Genomic DNA, 25,720 nt, shown 5'->3' with positions numbered 1-25,720 from the left:
CTTAATTATAAAAATTAACATGAAAAGGATATTTCTTTTATTATTGTCTGCGTCGGTAGCATCAGTATCTTGTTCAGGTGGTGGCAGTTCTTCTGTAGGGAAGCCTGGAACGAAAGGAGAATTGATACCAAGAGAAAAAACGAAATCATTTGTTGCGGAAAGACCATTCGGAATGGTGGCTATTCCAGCGGGTTCATTTGTTGCTGGTCTGGCAGATCAGGACCCAACAAATACTCCTGAAAAAGCATCATTGAAAACGGTTACGGTCTCTTCTTTCTTCATGGATGAAGCTGAAACTACCAACGCTGAGTACAGGGTATTTATCAATTATGTAAGAGATTCCATTGCGAGAACTCTATTAGCTGAAGCCGCTGGGGAAGGCGGTGAAGAAGGTGGACGTAAAGGAGCAAGCATCGGTGATTATGCATACCTTGCTAAAAAAGAAGAAAACTTAACACCTTATCAGGAATATTTGGAAGGCCAGGGAGGAAGAGAAGACGGAGCCTATGATGCAACTAAAAAATTAGACTGGAAAATCCCTTTACATTGGAGTACTGGAAAGTATCCTGATGTAGAATATGCGGAAGTTCTGGAATCTATGTATCTGCCTGCTTCTTCTAGAATCGGAAACGAAAGAATTTTAGACGTTAGTAAATTAAAATACAACTATCAGTGGGGAGATATGGATGCCGCATTAGCTGACAACGAAAGAGGTGCTAATTACCTTAAGAGTTCAAGCATTGCCATCTATCCTGATACTACGGTATGGGTAAATGATTTCCACTTTACTTACAACGAGCCGTTGTTCGAACAGTATTTCTGGCACAAAGCCTACAAAGATTATCCTGTAGTAGGGGTAACGTGGGATCAGGCAAGAGCTTACTGTAACTTCAGATCTAAACTGAAAACAGACTACAACGAAAGCTTAAAAAGAAAAAAACAAAGACCATTAATATTCCGTTTACCTACAGAAATTGAGTGGGAATATGCAGCAAAAGGCGGAATGCAAAATGCTACTTACCCTTGGGGTGGTCCATATTTAATGGATGACAGAGGTTGCTACTTAGCCAACTTCAAACCGAAGAGAGGTAATTACATGGAAGACGAGAAAAAAGGTACTTATACATATACAGCTCCAGTAAAGAAATTTAAGAAAAATGGATTTGGGTTATTTGATATGGCTGGAAACGTTTCTGAATGGACAGAATCTGCGTATAACAACTCTTCTTATGGATTCTCATCTACGTTAAATCCTTCTACTAAAGATAAAAAGGATACAAAGAGATCAGTAAGAGGTGGTTCTTGGAAAGATATAGGATATGCACTTATGACTGGTGCTAGAGATTGGGAAAGAAAAGATTCTGCAAGAAGCTATATCGGATTCAGAACTGTACAGGATATTCCTGAAGCAGCTGTTAAACCAAGAAGAGTTAACAGATAATTAACCAGACAATTATTTTCAATAACAATTTTATTTAACATTAAAAAAACTAACTTAATATGTTTAAGACTAAAGATGCTTGGATGAATTTCTTTTATTCATTCGGTGCTGCAATTGTAATTCTTGGAGCTTGGCTTAAAATTACTCACATTACCTTGGGACCTATTAATGGTAATATCGCTCTTACTGTGGGACTTATTACGGAGGCTATTATCTTTATCATTTTCGCATTTGACCCTCCAAAATCAGAAGAATCTTATGCATGGGAGAATGTTTATCCTGAATTATTAGATAAACATGCACACCCAAACCCTTTACATTCTAATGTGTCATCTAAAAACAGTGCACAGCAGTTTGCAGAATTAGAAAATTCTCTTTCAAATAAATTAGACAAAATGCTTCAGGATGCAAAACTGGATGTTCAGTTGTTTGACAGACTAAGAACTGGTATCGACAAGTTTTCTAACTCTGTTGATCAGATCAACCAAACAGTGGACGTATCAGCTTCTACTCACAAATATAATGACCAGCTTAACAAAGCAGCTCAGCATATGGAAAGTATGAATGCTTTATATGCAATGCAGCTTGAAAGCGGTAAAAGACAATCTGAATTTGCTAACAAATATGTAGCAGATATGCAGAAGTCTGCAGAGCAGTCTGAAAAATTCAATCAAGAGTTACAAGGTTTAACAACTAATCTTAACAGCTTAAATAGAGTTTATGGTGGTATGCTTACTGCTATGAAGTCTTAATTTCCTTACCATTTCTAAATTTAACTACTTAATCAAAAACTAAAAGAAAAGAGAATGGCACAAGGAAAACAGACACCTCGTCAGAAGATGATCAACCTAATGTATCTGGTGTTCATCGCTATGATGGCCCTAAACATTGATGCAGAAATCATCAGATCATACTACGACTCTACCAGAGCATTGAATGAAACAAGAACATTAACAGAGAATAAAAACGAGAAAATTTTCGAAAAAACGCTTGAGGCTAAAGCACAGCAGGTTCCAGATACCTATGCGCAGCCTTGGGGACAGTATAAAGTTTTAAAAGGTAAAATTGATGTTTTGGTAGCTTCTGCTCAGGGTATCAAAGATAACCTTAAAAAACAGTCGGATTTTCATGATAAAGATCCTAAAACTGGGAAAGATATTGATGTAAGCGAGAATTTTGCAGCGCTTAACAATAATGAAGCGACTACTGAGTATTTCTTTAAAGAAGGAGAAGAAAATACACCTTCTAAAGGAGCATTAGACTTAAAAGCTAAAATTGACGATGTAAGAAATTATATCAATGCCACTTTTGGTAATAATCCTCAGTTAAAAGATTTAGTAGACAGAGCTAATAAGTCTTTGATCGCGGAATATCCGAAGGGAAAATCTCCGAACGACAAGACTTGGTTCCAGAATAAATTCTACCATCAGCCGTTAATCGCGGCGATCTCAAATCTTGAGATCATTCAAAATGATGCGAGAAACGTACAATCTGATGCATTGGCATTGTTACTTCAGGAGAAAGTGGATGCAAATATCAAATTCTCAAGTTACGAGCCTATCGTTTCTGGTCCGGTAGATATCCAGGCAGGAAAACAGGCTGAAGTAAAAGTAATGTTGGGTACTTACTCTACAAGCAACAAAATTGGTATTTCTGGTGTAGGAAGAGTTGAAAATGGAAAAGGGATTATCTCTATTTCAGGTTCAGGTATCGGAGAACATAAACTTGGAGGAACAATTACTTTAACGGATGCTTCAGGAAAACCTCAAAGTTTCCCATGGACGCATACCTATAACGTCATTGCAGGACCAAGAGAAGTAAAACTTGAAAAAGGATTGTTACTTTCTGCGGATAAGATGAATGTAATGTATAGAGGACTTGAGAACCCTGTTTCAGGATCAATCTTAGGTGCTGATAATTCTAAACTTTCATTATCTGCTCCTGGAGCTTCTGTGAAGAGCCTGGGTGGTGGTAAGTGGAGCGTGAAACCTACTTCAGGAAATACGGTTAAACTTACATTATCAGGAATAGATCCTTACGGAAAATCTGTATCTCAGGTATTTGAATATAGAATTAAGAATGTACCGCCGCCACAAGGTCAGATCAGAGGACAAAGTATGGTGTCGATGCCGGCAACATCTATCCAGAATCAGACAGTACAGGCTGCGATACCTGATTTTGACTTCCCGGTTTCGTTTACTGTAACTCAGTTTATGGTAAGAGTACCAGGAAGAGCAGCACTACTAGTTCATGGAAGTTCATTAAATGATGCCGCTGGATTGGTGAAAAATCTTAGATCCGGAGATGTAGTTTCTATCTTTGATATCAAAGTTACTGCTCAGGGTCTTGACGGTCAGGTAATTAAAAACATTACTCCTATAATCATTAATATTCCATAGGACTAAAATTGTAATTTATTATGAAAAAATATATTAGCACCCTTTTAGTATTAGTTTCGGGATTTGCTTTATCCCAAACTATTCTGAACGCAACTTCTCCGGAAGAGTTCAGACAGATGAGAGAGGAAAACAAACAAAAAGTTGGTGATACTATTATTGATAAAACAGTAAAGCCTCTTGAATATGGTTTTGTAGAAGATAAAGATATCTTTAAGAGTATGTTTGTTTGGGAGATCATCGATATGAATGACAAGATCAACCAGCCTTTCTATTATGACAATCCGGATGGACTTCTTGCAACGCCTACAAGATCTCTGTATCAGTTATTATTGGATGCTGCGTTAAGCGGAAAAATAGAGCAGGTATATGATGACGAAAACTTTACGGTAAAATTGACACCGGAAGGAATCCAAAAGAGATTGGAAAAAGTAATTATCAATGATGCTGCGATTGATATCCTTAACTCTGGTAGACAATTAACAGATCAGGAGAAAAAAGAATATACCGACGTTTTCAAGACCACTACTGATAAAGTAAAAGTTCTTAAAATTATGGGGATGTGGTTTATCGATAAGAGAGACGGACAGATGAAATACAGACCTCTGGGTATTGCAGCAATGGGACCAGATCCTGCTGTACAGGGAGTTATTGGACCAGATGGTAAGCCGATTGCCAGTAATGACGAGCTTATCGACTTGTTCTGGATTTTCTATCCGAATGCAAGAGACGTGTTGGCAAACAATTTTGTTTACAACAGGAAAAATTCTTCTGCAGACCTGTCTTTCGATGATATCATCAATGCAAGAAGATTCTCTTCAGTTATTTATAAATCATCAGGCGGTTTAGGAGACGGTACAATCAAAGATTATATCCCTAAAGATGCTGACGATCAACTAGCTGAAAGCGAAAGAATCAAAAATCAGATCCTTAACATGGAAAATGATATGTGGAATTACTAAAATTTCACTTGATATTTATACAAAACCTGAGTACTTTTACTCAGGTTTTTTTTATTATGAAACATACAGACTATATCATCGTTGGAGATGGATATGCGGCGCTATTTTTCGCACATCAGCTCCTTAAACATAACAAATCTTTTGTCCTGTTTTCAGAAGGAAAGAAAAGTGCTTCCCAGGTTTCAGCGGGAATTATCAATCCTGTGGTCCTTAAAAAATTTACCACTTTCTGGAAAGCACAGGAACAAATCAACTTCCTTAAAGACACCTTATCTGAAATAGAATCCTACACCGGAAAAAATTATCTTATCGATTCGCCGATCCACAGAATTTTTCATGACGGGAATGAACAAAATTTATGGGTAAAGAAATCCAAAACTGAAGAGCTTTCCAGCTTCCTCGATGAAAATTTCGATCATTTAGAGGTAGTAAAAAACAACTTTAACACCGGAAAGGTCAATCAGTCTGCCAGGCTGAAAGTAAGCGCGTTTTTCAGTGATCTATTAGATTTTTTAGAAAAAAAAGAACTTTTAGTAAAAGAAAAATTTAATTACGAAAAATTAGACGCTCCCGGAGGTTCCTATAAAGATATCGGTTTTAAAAATATCATTTTCTGTGAAGGGATGGGAGTGAAAGAAAATCCTTTCTTTTCAGATATTGCGGTTATTCCCAATAAAGGACACCATATAAAAGTAAAGCTTTCTGAAGCCATTCCGAAGGATATTACCATTAAAAAGAAACATTTCCTGTTTCCTACAGATAACGGACTCCATTTCTATGGCGGAACGTATGACAGAGAACAGCTTCATCATCAAATCGATGAATCAGCAGTAGCACAACTTGTCAATGGATTGTCCGAAATTTATCCTCATGATTTTGAAGTAAAAGAAGTCAATTTTGGTTTCAGACCCACAGTAAAAGACCGTAGACCTATCATTGGAAGACATGAATCATTCAAAAACCTTTATGTTTTCAATGGTCTTGGAGCAAGAGGAATTTTAAATGGATGCTACTTTTCAAGAAGTCTGTACCAGTTCATTGAAGAAGGGACTCCATTGCATGATGAAGTTTCCTCCGACCGATTTAAATAATGTCAGGATCATTAAAGAATAACGCAGAAATTCATATCTTCAGACGAGAATTTAAACTATGAATGAAAATATTTTGGGTATAATAGCTGGTGTTTTAACCTCTGTTTCAATGATCCCTCAATTGATCAAGGTAATCAAAGATAAGAATGTGGATGATATTTCTCTGGTTATGCTGCTTGTTCTTATATCAGGACTTTCACTTTGGGTTTGGTATGGTTTTATGAAAGATGAACTGCCCATAATTTTGTCCAATGCATTTGCCGTTTTAGTTAATATAAGTCTTTTGATCTGTTATATAATCTATAAGAAATAAGATGGAATTCAATAAGTAAAAAAGACGCTTTTACCATTGGTGAAGCGTCTTTTAATATGGTGAAATTTTACATTGAATAATTAAGGCTGAAGAACAAATTTAGCCAAAGGAGCCATTCTTGCTTTGTTTAATGTCAGCGTATTACCGTTTACCGAATAATTATCTGCAGCAAGCAGAACTTTTGTAAATAGCTGTTCAGTTTCAAGATCTTCACAGGCCATCATGGTAGACATTCCCTGATTGAACTTGATTCTCATGATATCAGGCTTGATCTCAAAAGTACCTCCAACCCCGTTGCAGCCTGCATTACCTTCATATCTCATGCCTTCTGTATTAAGCTTGAAATAAGGATTGTTTTTTTTGTTTTTTAGTTGGATAGGCTGTCCGTTAAGTTCCGTAAGCTTCCATGTTTTGCCCATAATATCAGCTGTCTTTTGCACAGGAGGAGTTGTACATGCGGTAAGAAATACCAGAAAAAAAAGAGCGGATAAATAGTAGTATAAGTTTTTCATAATTATTGATTTTTCAGATTGATGTGGTGTTTTGACTCTTAAACTAGTACGAGGCCATTTTTGCAGATCCTGATCCTTTTGTTTCACGCTTGGCATGGAACAGAACCATATCAACATTTTTCTTCAGTAAAGTAATATTTCCTTTGATATCAGAATATTGATATTCTGCATTACTTGCTGTATATTCAGGAAGAGCGTCGCTTTTCTTAAGGTCATAGGTTTTACCTTCCAGATGAACAGTAGCTGTGTTTTTCGTGTGGTTGATAGTGACTTCAATTTTTTCCCCATAACTGTCTGTGAAAACGTCTTTAGAGATTTCATCTTTGTTTTCGGGTGTTACTTCAGTAAGCGTTTCGGATTCTTTACCAGGATGCTTACACGCTGTTGAGGAAAGGACTGCCAGCCCCATAAGAACCGATGTGAATAATTTTTTCATAGTGATAAGTGATTTGAATAGGTGTCATGAAATAGTGATATTAATACTATATAAATTTACAAATATTTTTAATAAATATATGTTAATTTTACATAAATTAATCTGATGTTTCTATCTTTTAAGCATTATCCCACCTTTAGAGTGGATTCTTCTGAATTAATTGTAATTCCGTTTCAATGAAGATTTGCTCAGCTGATAACCGTTGAAATGCTGTGTCAAACAGCCGGTTCTAAGAATAAAAAAGTACAGTTTTTTTTCATGTTACATTTGTTGTTTTACTTTGGTGCAAAAGTATTGAAAATTATATAATGTTGATACCCAGTGAAAAATGATTTAAATCATACGGATGAGATTTTATTTTGAGCACGTTATTTTACCATATCAAAAAGAAAATGAATGTAATTTTTTCAGATTTAACGAGCAGCCAGCAATTATTAAAACAATAATTGACGATAATTGATTGCGAAGGCCAACTCAATGCAATTGTTTTGCTGATTTTTTAAATACGATTTATCTTTTATCCTGTGATTTTAATTCATTATGAATTCACAATTGGTGTATATTTTCTTTTTCTTTTCAAATCAGCAGATACTGAAACGCTTATTATTCGCAGGATCAATGTATACTTTCCTTATTCAGCTAATTTAAAGGAGAGTTAAATTTTGTTAATCTATTATGACAGTATACCTTTCTAAGTGTACATTTGCCACTTCAAAATGAGAAACCTATTAGTATATTTTTTGACCGGTCTTTTTCTGCTATTCGTAGTAGAAAGCAGAATTGATGTCAAAACACTTAGAAATGACTATTCCGGTCATGTTTCTCATCATATGCCCAAAAAAGCCAACCGCCTGAACCAGACTTTCGAGAAACTGTCGGTACAGCAAATGGCCGACAATATAAATAATACGACTCTGGAGCTTGCTGAAGATAATTTTCAGTTATCTGATACCCTGCAGATTATTGCGGTATTCGCTACTGTATTCAGTCTTGTTTATATTTTTGGACTTCGTTCTTTTAAAAGCAGAAAACCTGGTTTCCATGGTCTTCTTTCGCTGTATTCTCATGTTAAAACATTCATTCTGATTCGTTCTATCAGAATTTAAAAATCTTTTTTTCCTCATTTGTTTTCTGTCCAGAGTCCGGACAGGACATCTACTGCGTTGCCTATGTCGGTAATCATCACGGCGCAGGATTCTATTACCGTCTTATTCTATTCAAAACATTAACGATTTATATTAAACTCTAGAATTATGATCAAAAGAGTTGCCTCAGGCATTGCGATAAGCACCCTTTTATTGACTGTTGGCTGCAGTCAGAAGAAAGAAGAAAAAGAAGAAGCCACTGTATATCCCGTCACCAGCCCTGTGAAAATGGACACGGTGATCAACAAAGAATATGTAGCCCAGATCCAGTCTGTAAAAAACATTGAGCTTCGTGCACAGGAAAAAGGATTTCTTGAAAAAATTTATGTAGACGAAGGTCAGTATGTACATGCCGGTCAGACTTTGTTCAGAATTATGCCGCAGCTGTATCAGGCAGAAGTGCTTAAAGCAAAGGCAGAAGTAGAACAGGCTACCATAGAACTGAAGAATGCAAGTACTTTGGCAAGTAACAACATTGTTTCCAAAAATGAGAGAGCAATGGCTAAAGCTAAACTCGATGCAGCCAACGCTGAAATGAAACTGGCGCAGATTCATTTGTCCTTTACGGATATTAAAGCGCCATTCTCAGGCGTAATCAACAGGATTCCTTTAAAACTGGGAAGTCTTGTAGATGAAGGAGATCTGTTGACCTCTTTATCAGACAATACCAATGTTTACAGTTATTTTAACGTGTCAGAACCTGAATATCTTACTTATCAGACTCATGCTGCAGACAGAGGGAGTAATCAGGTATCTTTAATTATGGCCAACGGAGAAATGCTTCCTCAAAAAGGTGAGATTCAGACGATAGAAGGGGAATTTGACAATGAAACAGGAAATATTGCCTTCAGAGCAAAATTTCCGAACCCGGATAAACTGCTTAGAAATGGCGAAACAGGAAAAGTTCAGATGACTTTGCCTGTTCACAATGCACTTATTATTCCACAGAAAGCCACTTATGAAATTCAGGACCAGAAATATGTATTTATTATCGATAAAAATGGAACTGCGAAATCCAGAAATATAAAAGTGGCTTACGAACTTCCCGATCTCTATGTTGTAGGTTCAGGACTTGCAGCAGGAGATAAGATTCTTTTAGAAGGGGTACAGAAGGTAAAAGATGACCAGAAAATCAAGACCAAATTTCAGGATCCCAAGAAAGTTCTACAGTCATTGAAACTAAAAGCAGAGTAGTTTACTCGTAAAACGAAGCAGTATGTTTAAGAAATTCATCCGCAGACCTGTTCTGTCTATCGTGATCTCACTGATCATCGTATTTATGGGGGTTCTGTCGCTGGTAAAACTTCCAGTGACCCAGTTTCCCTCCATTTCACCCCCTAAAGTAAATATCACCGCAGAATATCCGGGCGCCAACAACGAACTATTGATCAAATCAGTAGTGATTCCCCTCGAAAGAGGTCTGAATGGAGTTCCGGGTATGAAATATATGACCTCCGATGCCGGTAACGACGGGGAAGCTTCCATTCAGATTGTATTTGATCTTGGAACAGATCCCAATGTAGCCGCAGTAAACGTTCAAAACCGTGTATCTTCCGTAGTGAACAAGCTGCCACCTCTGGTAGTGCGTGAAGGGGTAAAAATTACCCGTGAAGAACCCAATATGTTGATGTACATTAACCTGTACAGTGACGATCCTAAAGCTGACCAGAAATTCCTTTTCAACTATGCGGACATCAATGTGATGTCTGAATTGAGGAGGGTAAGTGGAGTAGGTTTTGCAGACATCCTGGGAACCCGTGAATATGCCATGCGTATCTGGCTTAAACCGGACAGGTTGACTGCTTATAATATTTCAGCAGACGAAGTAATGGAATCCCTGAACCAGCAGAGTTTAGAAGCTTCTCCCGGGAAAACAGGGGAAAGTTCAGGAAAACGTTCCCAATCATTTGAGTATATCCTTAAATATTCAGGACGTTTCAACAATGAAAAAGATTATGGAAATATTATCTTAAAAGCGAAACCAGGCGGGGAGTTTGTAAGATTAAAAGATGTTGCGGATATAGAATTCGGTTCCTCAATGTATGATATTTATTCTACACTGAACGGAAAACCATCTGCAGCGATTACCGTAAAACAGTCTTACGGTTCCAATGCAAGTGACGTTATCAAAAATGTGAAAACTTTGATGAAAGATCTTGAGAAAAATAACTTCCCGAAAGGAATGCACTATGACATCAGTTATGACGTTTCCAGATTCCTAGATGCATCCATGGAAAAGGTTATTCACACCCTATTTGAAGCCTTTATTCTTGTAGCAATTGTGGTATTCCTGTTCCTTGGTGACTGGCGTTCAACCTTAATTCCGGCTTTAGCTGTTCCGGTTTCACTGGTCGGTACATTTGCGGTCATGTCTGCATTTGGAATTACGTTAAACATGATCTCGCTCTTTGCATTGGTAATGGCCATCGGGGTCGTCGTCGATGATGCGATTGTGGTGATTGAAGCTGTGCATGCCAAGATGGAAGAAAAAGGACTTTCTCCATTAAAAGCAACGGAAGAAGCGATGCATGAAATCAGTGGGGCGATTATCGCGATCACTTTGGTAATGGCATCCGTATTCATTCCGATTGCCTTTATGTCCGGTCCGGTTGGAGTGTTTTACCGCCAGTTCTCCATTACAATGGCTTCTGCGATTATCCTTTCGGGCGTTGTCGCTTTGACACTTACTCCGGCTTTATGTGCTTTGATCTTAAGAAACAATCACGGAAAAGCTAAAAAGAGAACCCCAATAACTATTTTCTTAGATAAATTCAACAATTTATTCACGAAAGGAGCCGGAAGATACGAGAAAATGCTTAACAAAACAGTTAAGAAAAAATCGATTACACTTCCTTTATTACTTGCATTCTGTGCCTGTACATTCTTCCTGAGCAACTCACTTCCTTCAGGATTTATTCCGGCGGAAGATCAGGGGATGATCTATGCCATTATCCAGACACCTCCGGGATCTACTCTGGAAAGAACGAATCAGATCGCCAAAGAATTATTAAGAGAGTCTGAAGATATTGATGGAGTACAGTCCGTTTCTTCATTGGCAGGATATGAAATTCTTACAGAAGGTACAGGATCCAACTCAGGAACCTGTCTGATTAACCTTAAAAGCTGGGAAGAACGTAAGGAATCTGCTGCTGAGATCATTGAAAAACTCGAAGAAAAAGCCAAGAATATTCCTGGTGCCAATATAGAATTCTTCCAGCCGCCCTCCATTCCAGGCTACGGTGCTGCAGGAGGTTTTGAACTCCGTCTGCTGGATAAAGCAGGAAGTGGAGATTATCATAAAATGGAGCAGGTAAGTAACGATTTTGTTAAAGAATTAAAGAAACGCCCTGAACTTGGATCTGCATTCACATTCTATTCTGCAAGTTTCCCTCAGTACATGTTGAAAGTAGATAATGATCTTGCCGAGCAGAAAGGGGTAACCATACAAAGTGCGATGGATAATCTATCTACGTTGATCGGTTCCAACTACGAGACCAGCTTTATCCGTTTCGACAGGCCTTATAAAGTCATTGTGCAGGCTGGTCCTCAATACCGTGCACTGCCTACGGATTTGCTGAAACTGTATGTGAAAAATGATAAAGAGCAGATGGTTCCGTACTCGGATTTTATGAGAATGGAAAAGGTGTATGGATTATCAGAGATCACAAGACACAATATGTATAATTCAGCGGAGGTAAGTGGTACTCCTGCACCGGGATACAGTAGTGGACAGGCGATTAAAGCAATTCAGGAAGTTGCCGATAAAACCCTTCCGAGAGGTTTCGGGATCGACTGGGCGGGGATCTCTAAAGACGAGGTAAGCCGAGGTAACGAAGCCGTATTTATCTTCTTGGTCTGTCTGGGATTTGTATACCTGATCCTTGCAGCACAGTATGAAAGTTTTATTTTGCCGTTGCCGGTGATTTTATCTCTTCCTACAGGTATTTTCGGAGCATTCTTATGCCTGAAATTATTAGGACTGGAAAATAACATTTATGCTCAGGTAGCCATGGTCATGTTGATTGGTCTGTTGGGTAAAAATGCGGTATTGATTGTAGAATTTGCCGTTCAGAAGAAAGCAGAAGAAGGAATTCCTGTAGCGCAGGCAGCTATTGAAGGAGCGGCGATCCGTTTCCGTCCGATCCTGATGACTTCATTTGCATTCATTGCCGGTCTTATTCCGTTGGTGATAGCCACAGGCCCTGGTGCAGTAGGAAACAGAACCATTGGTACTGCAGCAGCAGGAGGAATGCTGATAGGAACTATTTTCGGGCTGATGATTATTCCGGGACTGTATTATATTTTCGGAACGATCGCCGAGAAATCGAGACTGGCAAGATATGAAGAGGAGAATCCTTTAACAGAACAAACTGAACCTTATCAACACGATGACAAACATGAAGATTTATAATAAATATATAGCAGCCATTGCTTTATCGCTTGTACTCACAGGCTGTAGAGCTCCCATGGCTACGGTCATAAAAGATGAAGTAAAAGAGAACCTGCCTCAGAATTTCAATCAGGAAGAGCAGCAGGACGCTAATGCAAACAGTGGAACAACGCCATGGAGACAGTTTTTTACAGATCCCAATTTGGTTAGCTTAATTGAAACTTCTTTAAAAAACAATCAGGAATTACTGATTACCCTTCAGGAAATTGAAATTGCGAAAAGCGGTGTCTTAGCTAAAAAAGGAAAACTGACGCCTACTGTTTCGGCAGGAATAGGAGCAGGCCTGAAAAAAGCCGGCCGATATACAAGTGAGGGAGCGGGTGATGCTACCACCGAAATAGAACCGGGAAGAGAAATGCCGGATCCGCTGGGTAATTTTGAAGGCGGACTTATGGCCAACTGGGAGATTGATATCTGGAAGAAACTCAGAACTGAAAAGGAAGCAGCTGTTGCTCACTACCTTTCTACAGTGGAAGGGAAAAACTTCGTCCTGTCTAATCTTATTGAAGAAGTAGCAGATAATTATTATGAATTGCTGGCGCTTGATAACCAATTGGACATCATTCAGCAATACATAAAGTTGCAGCAAAGAGCATTGGAGATTTCTAAAATTCAAAAAGAAGCTGCTGCTGCTACGGAATTGGCTGTGAAGAAATTTGAGGCAGAACTGGCAAAGTCCAAAGCTGCGGAATATACGATCCGTCAGGACATTACAGAGAAAGAAAATCAGATCAATGCACTTCTGGGAAGATATCCGCAACCGATCGTAAGAACGAAAGAAAGTTTTATGTCTACGATGCCACAAACGGTTTATACCGGAATACCCTCTCAGTTATTGGCCAACCGTCCTGATATCAAACAGGCGGAATTGGAATTAAAAGCTGCAAAACTTGACGTACAGGCGGCGAGAAAAGAATTTTATCCGTCCCTGGAAATTTCGGCTACTTTAGGATTGGAAGCATTCAAACCTTCTTATCTGGTTAAATTGCCGGAATCTATTGCTTATAATTTAGCAGGAGAACTGGCTGGTCCGCTGATCAATAAAAGTGCGATTAAAGCCAACTTCCAGACTGCTGATGCGAAACAGATACAGTCGCTGTACGAATATGATAAAACGATTTTACATGCTTATCTGGATGTAGCGAATCTCATGTCAAGGGTCAAAAATATAGACCAGTACTATCAGATGAAGTCCCAGGAAACAAAAGCCTTGGATCAGTCTATTGATATAGCGAACCAACTATTCCGAAATTCAAGAGCTGATTACCTGGAAGTCCTTCTGAACCAAAGAGATGCTCTGGATGCCAAAATGGAGCTGATTGAAGCCAAACAGAAACAGCTGAGCACGGTTGTAGATATTTACAAAAGTTTAGGCGGTGGCTGGAAATAAGAAATCATAATTCTATCAATATAAACAGTTAATGTTTTGGGCTGATCCTTTCGGGGGTCGGCTCTTTTTATTTTTATGCGACGCGTTTTGTCATATCATGGGGTTAATTTTGTTTATCAATTAATGGCAAAGTGCTAATAATATATTACTTAATTAAAATTTACATTAAATCTCAATTGAAGGACTTGAAATGTGTTAAGAAATTGTTAAATTTGCCGCAAAATTATAAAAGCTAATCTTAAAGTAAAACACACAAACGGATGAAGAAATTCTACTTTGGTGCATGTATTCTATGCACTGTCCTGGGGCTTTCTGGTCAGGAAATATTATGGCAGAAAGATATCAAATCCTCTACTCAGGACTTTCTAAGCCAGATTACCACAACTATTGATCAGCAATATCTTATTTCGGGAAGCAGTATTCAAAGCGATAAGCTTCAGGCTGGAGGCAATAAACAAAATAATGGGTATGATTTTCACTTCATTAAACTCAATCAGCAAGGCGAACAGGTTTGGGAGAAATATTTCTCCGGAGCTAATCATGATTATTTATCAGCATCGGTTGCTACGCAGGACGGAGGTTTTTTAGTTTCAGGTACTTCGTATTCCGGAAAAGGTCTTGATAAAAAAGAAGAATCAAAAGGTGGATCAGACATTTGGTTAATCAGATTAAATGAATTCGGAGACGAACTTTGGCAAAAAACACTGGGGTCAACATCTGATGAAGAAGCAAGATCAGTCATTCAGACTACAGATTTAGGATTTTTTGTGGCTGGAAATAGACAGAGTTCCCTTCGAGAACCTCAGGGAACCATCGATTATGGTTCAAAGGATGTTTTGATTGTAAAACTTGATAAGAATGGAAAAGAGTTATCTCAATCGATTTTAGGGGGAAAAGGATTGGATGAAGTAGAAAAAATGATTCCTACGAAAGATGGAGGTGCTTTGCTGGGAATCTATTCAAGAAGTAACATTGGAGGTTCCAAGAAAACTGAAAACTTTGGCGAGGGAGATTATTGGGTCATAAAACTTTCAAAAGATGGAAAAGTAGAATGGGAAAAGAACTTTGGAGGAAAGGGTGATGATCATATCAGAACATTGGCTTTGACTTCAACGGGATTTTTGATCGGTGGTGAATCAAGATCTGAAAGATCAGGCAATAAAACCGTCGGAATTGAAGAAGGAACGGATCTATGGCTTATTTCTTTAAGCGAAAGAGGTGAAGAGATCTGGCAGAAGTCTTTCAATTTCAAAAACAGGGACATCCTGATGGGAATGAGCGTACTTCATTCTGCAGACGACAAATCTTCAAAAGGAATCCTCTTAGGAGGTTATACACAGGCAGAAGGAAGGATTGAAACAGATGACGAAACGTTCTGGATGTTGTATCTGAATCAGGAGGGAAATGAGCAATGGAGAAAACATGTGACAGGAGATAAGAGACAGAGAGAGGAGAGACTTTCAGACTTAAAACTCAACCGGGACGGTTCCATCATTATGGCAGGAACCAGTGCAGAAGAATTGGGAAAAGAAAACTGGAAAATTGTAAAACTGGGAGACAGTCAGATCAACAAATTAATTGAAAAACAAGATATTAAGATATATCCGAATCCTGTCTCAGATTATGCTTATGTAGAAATAGGCTTTGACTTTAAAGAAGCTGATATTGTGTTGTATGATATGGGTGGAAGACAGCTTCAGAGTTTGAAGACTAAGAATAAAGTAACGAAGATTAATACCCAGAATCTGATTCAGGGGGCTTATCTGGTGACGATAAAAACGGATGGGAATGAAATAGCAAATGCTAAATTGATAAAAAAATAAGTGATGAAGAATAAGATTATTTTATTGATGATCGTTCATTTTGTAACGACTATCTCTGCCCAAATCAATGTAAAATCGCCCAACCTGGATGCGTCGTCTGTATTTAAATTTACAGAAACGCCGGTTTCACTTAATAACGGCTTGGTAAATATCAATTTACCGATATATACCATAAAAACAAAAGATCTTTCAATTCCTATTCAGCTGGATTACCATTCAAGAGGAGTAAGGGTTGAAGATATCGCCTCCACAGTTGGAATGGGGTGGAGTTTGAGTTACGGAGGAATGATTAGCAGGCAGGCCAGAGACGGGGCAGATGAGTTATCAAATGGCTACCTTATTACAGATAGTTATACTAACTTTTTTACTAATATTCAGAAAAGAGCAGCGGTGTATGAGCAAACGATATATTCTCCAGCAAGGGATCTGATTCCTGACCAGTTTTATTTTTCTACTCCCGGGTATTCAGGGAAATTTATTTTTGACCAGTTGGACAAAAAAATTGTTCAGCAGCCTTATAGCGATTATAAAATATCTTCAATCGCAACGCAAAGTTCATTACTCAATAGCTGGGTGGTAACAGATGATAAAGGAAATAAATTTTACTATGGAAATTTAGGTTCAAAATCCTTTAAAAGTTCACTTCAGGTAGTCAGTTACGTTCAGAATGGTACACCGGCTATGGCATATGATGCAAATGGAAACGCACCCGATAGTTCACATATTGATACCTGGTACCTGATTCAGATTGAGACGGTTAGCGGAGATCTTATAAAATACAATTATACATTGGATGAATCCGCTTATTACAAAAAAGATTACGATAAGATTGTTTATCCTTGTATTTCAACACCTTGTGACCAGCCTTCCAATCCGGGGGTCTATACTTATTTTTCCAAAATCAATGAAAATAAATATATTCTGGAATCTATTGATTTTCCTGAGGGCAAGGTTAAATTTATACCTTCTTCTTCCAGTCGGTCAGATGTTTTAGGTGGAAAATCATTGGATAAAATTCAGATCTATGACAGTAAAGATCATTTGATTGAATACTTTCAGCTCAATTATAATATTCAGGAATCTATCCAGAACCCTAATACCAATCCTTTATTGGCTTCATTAGACGCCTCCTCCAATAAGAGGATGTTTCTCAATGAAGCAATCCGTTATTCAAAGTATAATACCGTTATTGAAAAATACACTTACACTTACAATTCCACTTTGCTTCCCAACAGGTTTTCAACATCTCAGGATATTTGGGGATATTATAACAATGCTTCTAATGGCAGTTATTTGCATTTTTTTGATTACAACGGGCATTTATCAAGCAACCGGGAGAGTAGCGATGAGAGATCAAAAGCAGGGATTTTAGAATCAGTAAGCTATTCTACAGGCTTAAAGACTGAATTTATTTATGAAAATAATCTTCTGAAGCCTACTTTTAGTATGGGCGAAGTACTTGGAAGTGTAAACTCACCTTATCATACTCAATCAGAGATTCTTTTAAAGGCGGGAGACCAACTTCCCAACTATAATGTAGCGACCAATTCATATTACAAAGATATTACGATAAATCCTCAAATGTATGATTCCGAAATAGAAATAACTTTTGATTATCATTCATTTACAGATCCTAATATACCTACAGCATGTAGTTATTATACGGGATGGGTTGAGAAAAACGGTGTACGGGTTACTCTTTTCCCTAATATAGGAGCTAGTAAGACCATTGTAAGGGGAACATCCAGAACAAGAGCACTGACAGCAGGTTCATCTTACAGAATAGGCATCACAGCATTTGGTTGTTCCTTGGAAGATGTTGCTTCTAACCCTTCTGAAAGTGTCTCATTGATGTTGGATTATAAAGTAGCCAATACGGGTACTAATGAAACCCTATACTATGGACCCGGAAACAGGATCAAACAGATTAAATATTGGGATAAAGACCAGTTAAAAATAAAAAAAACATTTGAGTATAAAGGCCCTGCCGGTGAAAACAGCGGAGATTTATTCGGGATGAAAGAATACGTGGGTATAGTCGGGATGAATGCGAACAATATTCCAATTTTAGATCCAAAAGGAGTTGTGGCCGGCTCCATCAATTCTTCTCTGGAATCCAACAGTATGGGATACAGATATGTAAAGGAATATGTAGGTGATGCTGCTGAAAGTAAAGGACGTACGGACTATGAATTTACAAATTTTTCTGATGGAAGCAACTTTTTAAAATATCCTTTTACACTGCCAACAGACAACCAGTGGACCAGAGGATTATTAGTCTCAAAAAAATATTTTGAGAATAGCAATAATTCTTACAGACTTTTAAGAGAAGAGTCCCACAAATATAAGTTTGGTGGTTTTGATACTCCCTATGAGATCAGTCCGGGAATGGGATTTGAATCGGCAGATGGAATGATTAGCAACTACACCAAAAACAGAGATTATTATGTTGTCCCGCTGGCTCATATGTATATGAATCTTTCTCATGTGGTTAACAAACCTCTGCCACACCCTAATTTTTTAGTGGCAGACTATACCAATAATTTCAGAATATATTATAAGCCCTACTATTTTAACAGCGGTAAAATAGAAAAATATAAAACAACAAGCTTTGATTATCTGAATGATAAGATTTTAACTTCCGATAATACCTTTTTATATAACAGCAATGATCATTATCAACCGATTTCACAAATAACAACCGATACGGATAAAAAAATAATGGAAACCACCTATAAATATGCTCAGGAAAAAGGAAATCAATACCTGATTGATAAAAATATTGTTGGGGTTCCTTTAGAAACTGTGGTTATTAATAAAAAGGATACTCAGGATACAGGAAAAAGAGTTTCAAAAACTGAAACCGTATATCCGGCATCTCAATCAGAAGCAGATACCAAAACTGCAGGATTAGCACTACCTTATGAAATACAGTCCACAGATTTACTAAATATAATCAATAAAGAAATTGAATACCAAAAATATGATTCCAAGGGTAATATCCAGCAGTACACCACTAAAAATGGCATTTCAACAACCATCATCTGGGGATATAACCAGACCCAGCCTATTGCCAAAATAGAAGGAGCCAAGCTTTCAGATATTCCTCAGGCACTCATTGATGCCATTGTGAATGCCTCTATTAATGATGGTCAGCTGAGTACCGATGCCTCAGAACAATCATTGATCTCTGCTTTAGATCTCTTTAGAAACAACGCTGCATTATCAGCGTATCAAATCAGTACGTACAGCTATGATCCGTTAATCGGAGTAAAGAGTATCACCCCGCCATCCGGGATCAGAGAGTTTTATATTTATGATACCGCCAACCGATTGAAAGAGGTAAGGGAAAACAGTCCGACGGGTAAGATCCTGAAGGAATTCAAATACAATTACAAACAATAAAACTCAAATTATGAAAAAAGCAATATTCATTATTGGCATTTTAGCTACTCAATTTACTTCAGCACAGTTATATACTTCCGGTGGTGGTGTGAATCCAACATCTACTACATCCAGTAATGTGGGAATCGGGGTTCATGATCCTCATTCCAATTTAGAAGTTGGTGACCAGAATGGAGGTAAGATAACAATTTCTACCGGTGGATGGAGCGCTTCTTCTGCCAATCCAAAATATCCTACTTTGGAATTCGCAGGATACTTAAATAATCCTAAAGCAAGAATAACGGCTACTGAAGAATCAGGAAATACGAGTGGGTCAAAATTTTCTATTTTACTTCAAGATAATACAAATACTCCAAGCTTGGTTGAAAGATTTTCAATCCTCGAGAATGGAAATATAGGAATAGGGAAAACACAACCCAAAGAAAAACTGGATGTTTCCGGTAACATTTTAGCAGGATCTACTCATGCTACAGAGGGAATTAATGCGCTTGCAATAAGATATGAGAATGGGTCATTAAACAACTGGGGTTCTTTAAGAAGTTCGGCAGCTACCTATATGAGTTTTGGTGTTAAGGCAGACTCTAATACAGCAAACGGATGGTTGTCTTCCAACGAAACCTTGAATTTCTCTAAGGTTGCTATGGTAATGGATAATGACGGGATGAGGCTTTTGAGTTCTCCATCACAAACTATTGCTTTAAACTCTCCAGTGGCAATGAATGAAATACTAAAGATTTCCTCCAATGGAAATGCTCTGCTAAATGGTAAACTTGAAACCAAAGAAATTAAAGTGACCCTGACTCCGACAGCCGATTTCGTATTTGAAGAAAACTACGATCTGCCAAAGCTGGAAGAAGTGGCCAAACATATTAAAGAGAAAAAACATTTACCGGAAATAGCTTCAGCTAAAGTCATGGAAAAAGAAGGGGTCAATGTTGGTGAATTTCAGATTAAACTTTTGCAAAAGATCGAAGAACTTACTTTGTATGTGATTGAACAAAACAGACAGTTAAAAGATCAGCAGGCAAAAATTCAGAAATTAGAAACAGAAAATACGGATTTAGGAAAAGCCGTTTTAGAGATTAAGCAGCTGAAAGAAGAGCTTGTTAAGATGAAATCCACCAACCATTAATTAAAAATTATGTATAAAAAATTATATATAAGCATTGGATTGCTATGGGGGATGCATCATTACGGACAGGTGGTGTTAACTTCTCCTCCTGCTCCGAATACCGAAGTGGCAGATCCCCAAAGTATACGGATGCTTCCGGGATTCAAATTTAATTCTGTCAATGGAACATTTCGGGCGTATATAGGAGGGTCCAATCCCAATAATCCCGGAAATACCTATACCCCCATTACCGTTGATTATTCAGCTAATATTTCAAATACTGAAAATTATATTTATACCAGACAGTATTTAGTACCGACTGAAGTTTCGGATGCATCTTTGCAGCAGATACAGAGTGTTCAGTTTTTCGACGGTCTCGGAAGACCTAAGCAGTCGGTGAGCATCAAATCTACTCCTACAGGAAAAGATCTGGTAACGCATATTCCTTATGATGGATTTGGACGACAGGTAGACAGCTGGCTTCAGGTTCCTATGGCATCACAGAGTGGAAATATTCAAACCGGAGTGGAAGGGGCTGTCAATGCCTATTATCAGTCTAACGGGATTAATGATTCTTTTCCTTTCAGCCATAAAAATTTAGAAAACTCTCCGCTTGACAGAATTTTAAGCCAGAAAAATCCTGGAGCGGACTGGCAGAACAAACCCGTTGTTTTCGGCTATGAAGCCAATACAACAGGCGAAGTGACAAAATATACCACCGCCACCAGTTGGGTTGATGGAGCTACTTCTTCGGTATTAAGTCTATCCGGAACATACGGAGAAGCTCAACTGTATAAAAATACCGTCACGGATGAAGACAACAATAAGACCATAGAATTCAAGAACGGTAAGGGACAAACGCTATTGGTCAGAAAAGTCATCAGTGCCTCCGAAAATGCAGATACTTATTATGTGTATAATGAATATGACCAGCTGGCATTTGTAATTCCGCCATTGGCTTCTGCTTCTGCATCAGTATCTGCTGCCGCTTTGGAACATCTTTGTTATCAGTATAAATATGATGGCAGAAACAGGCTGGTAGAAAAGAAACTTCCCGGAAAAGGCTGGGAACAGATGGTTTATAATAAAAAAGATCAGTTGATTCTGTATCGCGATACCGTTCTGAAAAACGGAATCACCAACTTTACAGCCGACCAGTCATGGAATTTTACCAAATATGACCAGTTTGGAAGAGTTGTGTACACAGGAATTTCAAGAGACGGAACTGCAAGACAAAGTATACAGACTTCTATTGATAATCAGGCCTCGAATGTTTCTTACGAAACCCGTGGAGGAAGTTTTGCCTTGAATGGAATGAATGTAGAATACGGAAACGTTTCATATCCTACAAGTATCGAAAAGATTCTTACCGTCAGCTATTATGATACCTATCCTCAGGGAGCTCCGGCGGCGACCGGTTCTATATTAGGTCAGGAAGTATTGCCTCAGCCAACCCAGGGTTCGAATATCAGTACAAAAAGTCTGCCCACAGCTTCTTATGTGAAAAACATTGACAATGACAGTTGGACAAAAGCATATACTTACTATGATAAGAAAGGACGGGCAATATCCACTCATTCTGTAAATCATCTTGGAGGATACACCAAAACTGAAAGTTTACTGAAGTTTTCAGGGGTTCCGGAATATACGTTTACTGAGCATAAAAGAGCTGCAGATGCCACTAAAGTCAACCTCAAAGAAACTTTTGAGTATGATCATCAGGAAAGACTGGTAAGACATTGGAATGAGGTCAATGGTGGAGTGAAGGAACTTCTTGCTGAGAATCTGTACAATGATCTGGGACAGGTACAGACCAAAAATGTAGGAAATACAACAGGCAGTCCTTTGCAGAGCGTCAAATATGCCTACAATATCAGAGGATGGCTTACAAAACTTAATGAACCTTCCAATCTGCAGAATAAACTCTTTGCTTACGAGCTGAGGTACAGCAAACCGGACAGCCAGTTTTCAGGTTCTGCAAGGTACAACGGAAACATTTCGCAGATGTCTTGGATTACCCAAAGTGATGCGGTTCTGAGAAATTACTCTTATGAATATGATGGTCTTAACCGTCTTAAAGAAGGACGTTTCTGGGATGCCATGAATTTAGACAGAGGAGAATACCATGAGAAGCTTACCTACGACCTGAACGGAAATATTAAATCCCTGCTCAGAAGAGGAAGACAGCTTCCCGGCTATACCGCTCCTGAAGTGATGGATGATCTGGTATACCACTATGAAAATGGTGAACAGAGTAATAAGTTAGCCTACCTTAAAGAGATGGGAACGGGTAATGCCTTAAGTGGTTATCCGCTTTCATCAGGAAGTACCGGAAGTACGATCAGCTATGACCTTAACGGAAATATGACAGTTCAGCAGGATAAAGGGATCTCTATTCAATATAATTATTTAAATTTACCGGTAAAGGTTACCCAGAATGCCAAAGTAACCGATTACACGTATAGAGCAGATGGAGTAAAAGTAAGAAAGCTCTTTGGTACGGACATTACAGATTATCTAGACGGTTTCCAGTATGAAAACGGCACATTGAAATTCTTCCCTACCGCAGAAGGTTATTTTAATTTTGAAACCGGGAAGTATGTGTATAATTATACGGATCATCTTGGGAATACAAGATTAAGCTACTTTAAAAATGGCTTAGGAGCAGAGATCGTTGAAGAGAGTAATTATTATCCTTTTGGATTGAAGCATGAAGGGTATAATGTGTTGTCGGGGAATCCTACGTATAAATATAAGTACAATGGTAAGGAGCTTCAGGAGAGTGGGATGTATGATTATGGAGCGAGATTTTATATGCCTGAGATTGGAAGATGGGGAGTAGTAGATCCGCTGGCGGAGAAGATGACGAGACATAGTCCTTATAATTATGCGTTTAATAATCCTATTAGGTTTATTGATCCAGATGGAAGAGAAGGAACGGATTGGTATATAAATAATTTAACCGGAGATTATAAATGGTTTGAGGGAAAAGATCAACACGAAGGATATGCATATGTTGATAATAGTGGAACTAGTGATGTCAGTATTTTAACGAAAGGAGGTTCTGAAAGTGAAATTTTAGGGGCTGTTTTGCATCCAAACGGAACAGTTTCAGACTATAATAATCCAGATATTACAGCATATAGAGGACAAATTTTAACAACTCCAGATGGTACAAATTTTGCAGCAGGAGCCTCTAATACAGGAAGTTATTGGAGTTTTAGTGCAAATTATGCAATAGGAGGAGGTTTCGGATTTAGTTTTGGTCAAGTTACTGATAGTAAGGGAGAAACAAATTGGTTTTCTTCATTTAATGCAAATATTGGTTTCGGTGCATCAGCAGGAGTTGAAAAAGGAATTATAATGCCTACAGACCCAAATCATAAATTTGTTACATCAGATTTTGCAGGAACAGGTGTTTCTTATTCTGGTGGAGATGGACCTCTTAACGTGTCATATGGAGGAACATTTAATGATAAATACGATGGATATAGAAATATTGATAACTTTATACCATCTCATTTCGGGCAAAACTCTCAAGCTGTTAATAATGGCTACAGTACTGCTGGTATAGGTGTCTTTAAAGCATCAGCACAAGCCTTACCTGTAATGTGGACGAAATCTAAAACACATGTATATGGACAATAATCATTTTAATCTTGAAATAGATAAATCTAATAAAAAATCACTAATTATTTTTTGGTTAATATTCGGTTCAATCGTATTTCTTATTATTTTTTATTTGAATTATAATTCAGATAATTTAACCAAAGAACAACTTTTAAAAATTAATAGACATACAAAAGTTATTGATGTATACGTCAATAAAAATGAGCATAATTTTTTATATGTAAAATTCTCAAACGGGTCTGAGAAGATTATGGAAACTTCTTATCATATAGGTGATTCTATTTCAAAAAATAAAGGTGACTCTATAGAATATATTTTTAGAGGAGATAGTATTATTCAGAATAATTTATTTGAAACAGCAAGAAAGGAAAAGGTACTTAAATAAAGTAATATCCCGATGGCATGAGCGTACCACTCGTGTCCATCAATAAAAATAAGCCACTGTTTTTACAGTGGTTTATTATTTTAGCTTAAAATAAAGTAAGAAAGATCTTAGGTGGAAAAACCAGAGATTTCCAGTATGAAAACGGCACATTGAAATTCTTTCCTACAGCAGAAGGTTATTTTAATTTTGAAACCGGAAAATATGTGGATAATTACACTGATCATCTTAGAAATACGCGTTTGAGCTACTTTAAAAATGGCTCAGGAGCAGAGATCATTGAGGAAAGTAATTATTATCCGTTTGGATTGAAGCATGAGGGTATAATGTGTTGTTGGAGAATCCTGCGTACAAGTATAAGTACAATGGAAAAGAGCTTCAGGAGAGTGGGATGTATGATTATGGGGCGAGGTTCTATATGCCGGATCTGGGAAGATGGGGTGTAGTCGATCCTTTGGCAGAACAATATCGTAAACACTCTACTTATAATTACGCTGTAAACAATCCAATCAGATTTATAGACCCTTATGGTCGTGGTGTTGTAGAAACTACTTCAGGTACTACATACACAGGAGCAGATGCTCAATCTGCATTTCTACAATTATGGAGCTCAATATCAAATTCGTCTAGTAGCTCACCTGATTGGCACAAAGACAAAAAAGGAAATTTAGTAAAAGAGACAATGCTAGTACATTGTTAAACTACGTTAATGATAATTATAAGGATGCAAAGCTTAGTGAATCTGCTGCTAATACTTTATACTCTACTCTAGAAGATGGGAAAGTCGATTTAAATCAATTAAATCCAGAAACCTTAAATAAGAATCTATTTGGGTATAATTATCCTGATGGGAAAAACCCAAGAAAATATAATGGCGAATCTGATTATTCAGTAGCACCAACTGAAATAGAAGTTCCAGTTTTTATTCACGATAAGGATTATGATAAATTACACGCTGTAGGAGCGGGTGCATTATTTAACAATACGGCTACAATTGCAGCAGATGATCGTTTTGTTGATAGTATGGGTAAATTAGAGGATAAATATCGAAAAGAAGGAAATAATAAACTTATGATTCAGGCAAAAATATTAGGAAGGGGATTGAATAGTGCTTCTCAGCCTAAAAGGCAAACTATCAAAAGTATTTTGAAACAAGCTATAACATTTCCATCAATAAGATAATATATGAAAAAAAATGACACTATCCCACAAAGTGTGTAAGTTAAAAAGTTA

General features: G+C 37.7%; 20 protein-coding genes. 18 read left to right on the top strand and 2 right to left on the bottom strand.

What is annotated here, in order from left to right:
* Positions 1 to 19: 19 nt before the first annotated feature.
* From porK to EG346_RS01280, 6 genes are read left to right on the top strand one after another with little or no spacing between them, the layout of a single operon-like run.
* Positions 20 to 1,441 carry a T9SS ring complex lipoprotein PorK/GldK gene (gene porK, locus EG346_RS01305; RefSeq protein WP_073331638.1) on the top strand — a complete coding sequence of 474 codons (1,422 nt, stop codon included), beginning with the start codon at positions 20 to 22 and terminating at the stop codon, positions 1,439 to 1,441.
* Between the two features lie 59 nt (positions 1,442 to 1,500).
* Complete coding sequence (gene porL / locus EG346_RS01300) at positions 1,501 to 2,193, top strand: type IX secretion system motor protein PorL/GldL (RefSeq protein WP_073331635.1); 693 nt, start codon at positions 1,501 to 1,503, stop codon at positions 2,191 to 2,193.
* A 54-nt stretch (positions 2,194 to 2,247) separates the two neighbouring features.
* Positions 2,248 to 3,840, top strand: a complete 1,593-nt coding sequence (porM, locus tag EG346_RS01295) for a type IX secretion system motor protein PorM/GldM (protein ID WP_073331632.1) — start codon at positions 2,248 to 2,250, stop codon at positions 3,838 to 3,840.
* 20 nt (positions 3,841 to 3,860) lie between these two features.
* Positions 3,861 to 4,799: a type IX secretion system ring subunit PorN/GldN gene (gene porN / locus EG346_RS01290; RefSeq protein ID WP_073331627.1), complete on the top strand. Its 939-nt coding sequence runs from the start codon at positions 3,861 to 3,863 to the stop codon at positions 4,797 to 4,799.
* Positions 4,800 to 4,855: 56 nt separating this feature from the next.
* Positions 4,856 to 5,890, top strand: a complete 1,035-nt coding sequence (locus tag EG346_RS01285; protein WP_123876737.1) for an NAD(P)/FAD-dependent oxidoreductase — start codon at positions 4,856 to 4,858, stop codon at positions 5,888 to 5,890.
* Positions 5,891 to 5,948: 58 nt separating this feature from the next.
* Complete coding sequence (locus EG346_RS01280) at positions 5,949 to 6,203, top strand: SWEET family sugar transporter (protein WP_123876736.1); 255 nt, start codon at positions 5,949 to 5,951, stop codon at positions 6,201 to 6,203.
* 80 nt (positions 6,204 to 6,283) lie between these two features.
* Here the strand turns inward: EG346_RS01280 and EG346_RS01275 are convergent, their stop codons facing one another.
* A complete protein-coding gene (locus EG346_RS01275; protein WP_123876735.1) occupies positions 6,284 to 6,715 on the bottom strand; it encodes an META domain-containing protein in 432 nt (143 codons plus the stop codon).
* Positions 6,716 to 6,758: 43 nt separating this feature from the next.
* The gene (locus EG346_RS01270) at positions 6,759 to 7,151 is read right to left on the bottom strand and encodes a hypothetical protein (RefSeq protein ID WP_123876734.1); all 393 of its coding nucleotides are present in this window, start codon (positions 7,149 to 7,151) and stop codon (positions 6,759 to 6,761) included.
* A gap of 716 nt (positions 7,152 to 7,867) precedes the next feature.
* Here EG346_RS01270 and EG346_RS01265 point away from each other — a divergent pair.
* The 12 genes from EG346_RS01265 to EG346_RS01215 all read left to right on the top strand — a co-directional run bounded on the left by EG346_RS01265 (position 7,868) and on the right by EG346_RS01215 (position 25,669).
* Positions 7,868 to 8,257 (top strand): hypothetical protein, encoded by a 390-nt coding sequence (locus EG346_RS01265; protein WP_123876733.1) that lies wholly within the window; start codon positions 7,868 to 7,870, stop codon positions 8,255 to 8,257.
* 147 nt (positions 8,258 to 8,404) lie between these two features.
* On the top strand, positions 8,405 to 9,490 hold the full coding sequence (locus EG346_RS01260; RefSeq protein ID WP_181876104.1) for an efflux RND transporter periplasmic adaptor subunit: 1,086 nt from the start codon (positions 8,405 to 8,407) through the stop codon (positions 9,488 to 9,490).
* A 22-nt stretch (positions 9,491 to 9,512) separates the two neighbouring features.
* Positions 9,513 to 12,707 (top strand): efflux RND transporter permease subunit, encoded by a 3,195-nt coding sequence (locus tag EG346_RS01255; protein WP_123876732.1) that lies wholly within the window; start codon positions 9,513 to 9,515, stop codon positions 12,705 to 12,707.
* Positions 12,694 to 14,136, top strand: coding sequence for a TolC family protein (locus EG346_RS01250; RefSeq protein ID WP_073332110.1), 1,443 nt, complete (start codon positions 12,694 to 12,696; stop codon positions 14,134 to 14,136). Before EG346_RS01255 ends, EG346_RS01250 begins: the two co-directional genes overlap by 14 nt.
* 260 nt (positions 14,137 to 14,396) lie before the next feature.
* The gene (locus tag EG346_RS01245; protein WP_123876730.1) at positions 14,397 to 15,959 is read left to right on the top strand and encodes a T9SS type A sorting domain-containing protein; all 1,563 of its coding nucleotides are present in this window, start codon (positions 14,397 to 14,399) and stop codon (positions 15,957 to 15,959) included.
* Between the two features lie 3 nt (positions 15,960 to 15,962).
* Positions 15,963 to 19,364 (top strand): hypothetical protein, encoded by a 3,402-nt coding sequence (locus EG346_RS01240; protein ID WP_123876729.1) that lies wholly within the window; start codon positions 15,963 to 15,965, stop codon positions 19,362 to 19,364.
* 10 nt (positions 19,365 to 19,374) lie between these two features.
* A complete protein-coding gene (locus tag EG346_RS25010) occupies positions 19,375 to 20,496 on the top strand; it encodes a hypothetical protein (RefSeq protein WP_228423639.1) in 1,122 nt (373 codons plus the stop codon).
* Positions 20,497 to 20,505: 9 nt separating this feature from the next.
* Positions 20,506 to 24,123: a DUF6443 domain-containing protein gene (locus EG346_RS01230; protein ID WP_123876728.1), complete on the top strand. Its 3,618-nt coding sequence runs from the start codon at positions 20,506 to 20,508 to the stop codon at positions 24,121 to 24,123.
* Positions 24,113 to 24,490: a hypothetical protein gene (locus EG346_RS01225; RefSeq protein WP_123876727.1), complete on the top strand. Its 378-nt coding sequence runs from the start codon at positions 24,113 to 24,115 to the stop codon at positions 24,488 to 24,490. Before EG346_RS01230 ends, EG346_RS01225 begins: the two co-directional genes overlap by 11 nt.
* Positions 24,491 to 24,639: 149 nt before the next feature.
* Positions 24,640 to 24,933, top strand: a complete 294-nt coding sequence (locus EG346_RS01220; RefSeq protein ID WP_394343286.1) for a hypothetical protein — start codon at positions 24,640 to 24,642, stop codon at positions 24,931 to 24,933.
* Entirely contained in the window at positions 24,879 to 25,187 is a 309-nt protein-coding gene (locus tag EG346_RS25460; RefSeq protein WP_394343277.1) for an RHS repeat-associated core domain-containing protein, read from the top strand. Before EG346_RS01220 ends, EG346_RS25460 begins: the two co-directional genes overlap by 55 nt.
* A complete protein-coding gene (locus tag EG346_RS01215) occupies positions 25,130 to 25,669 on the top strand; it encodes a hypothetical protein (RefSeq protein WP_164466060.1) in 540 nt (179 codons plus the stop codon). The genes EG346_RS25460 and EG346_RS01215 overlap by 58 nt, the downstream gene beginning before the upstream one ends.
* The last annotated feature ends 51 nt before the right edge of the window (positions 25,670 to 25,720 follow it).

This window comes from Chryseobacterium carnipullorum, assembly GCF_003815695.1.
Classification (GTDB): Bacteria; Bacteroidota; Bacteroidia; order Flavobacteriales; family Weeksellaceae; genus Chryseobacterium; species Chryseobacterium carnipullorum.
This window is presented reverse-complemented; position numbering and strand designations above follow the sequence as displayed.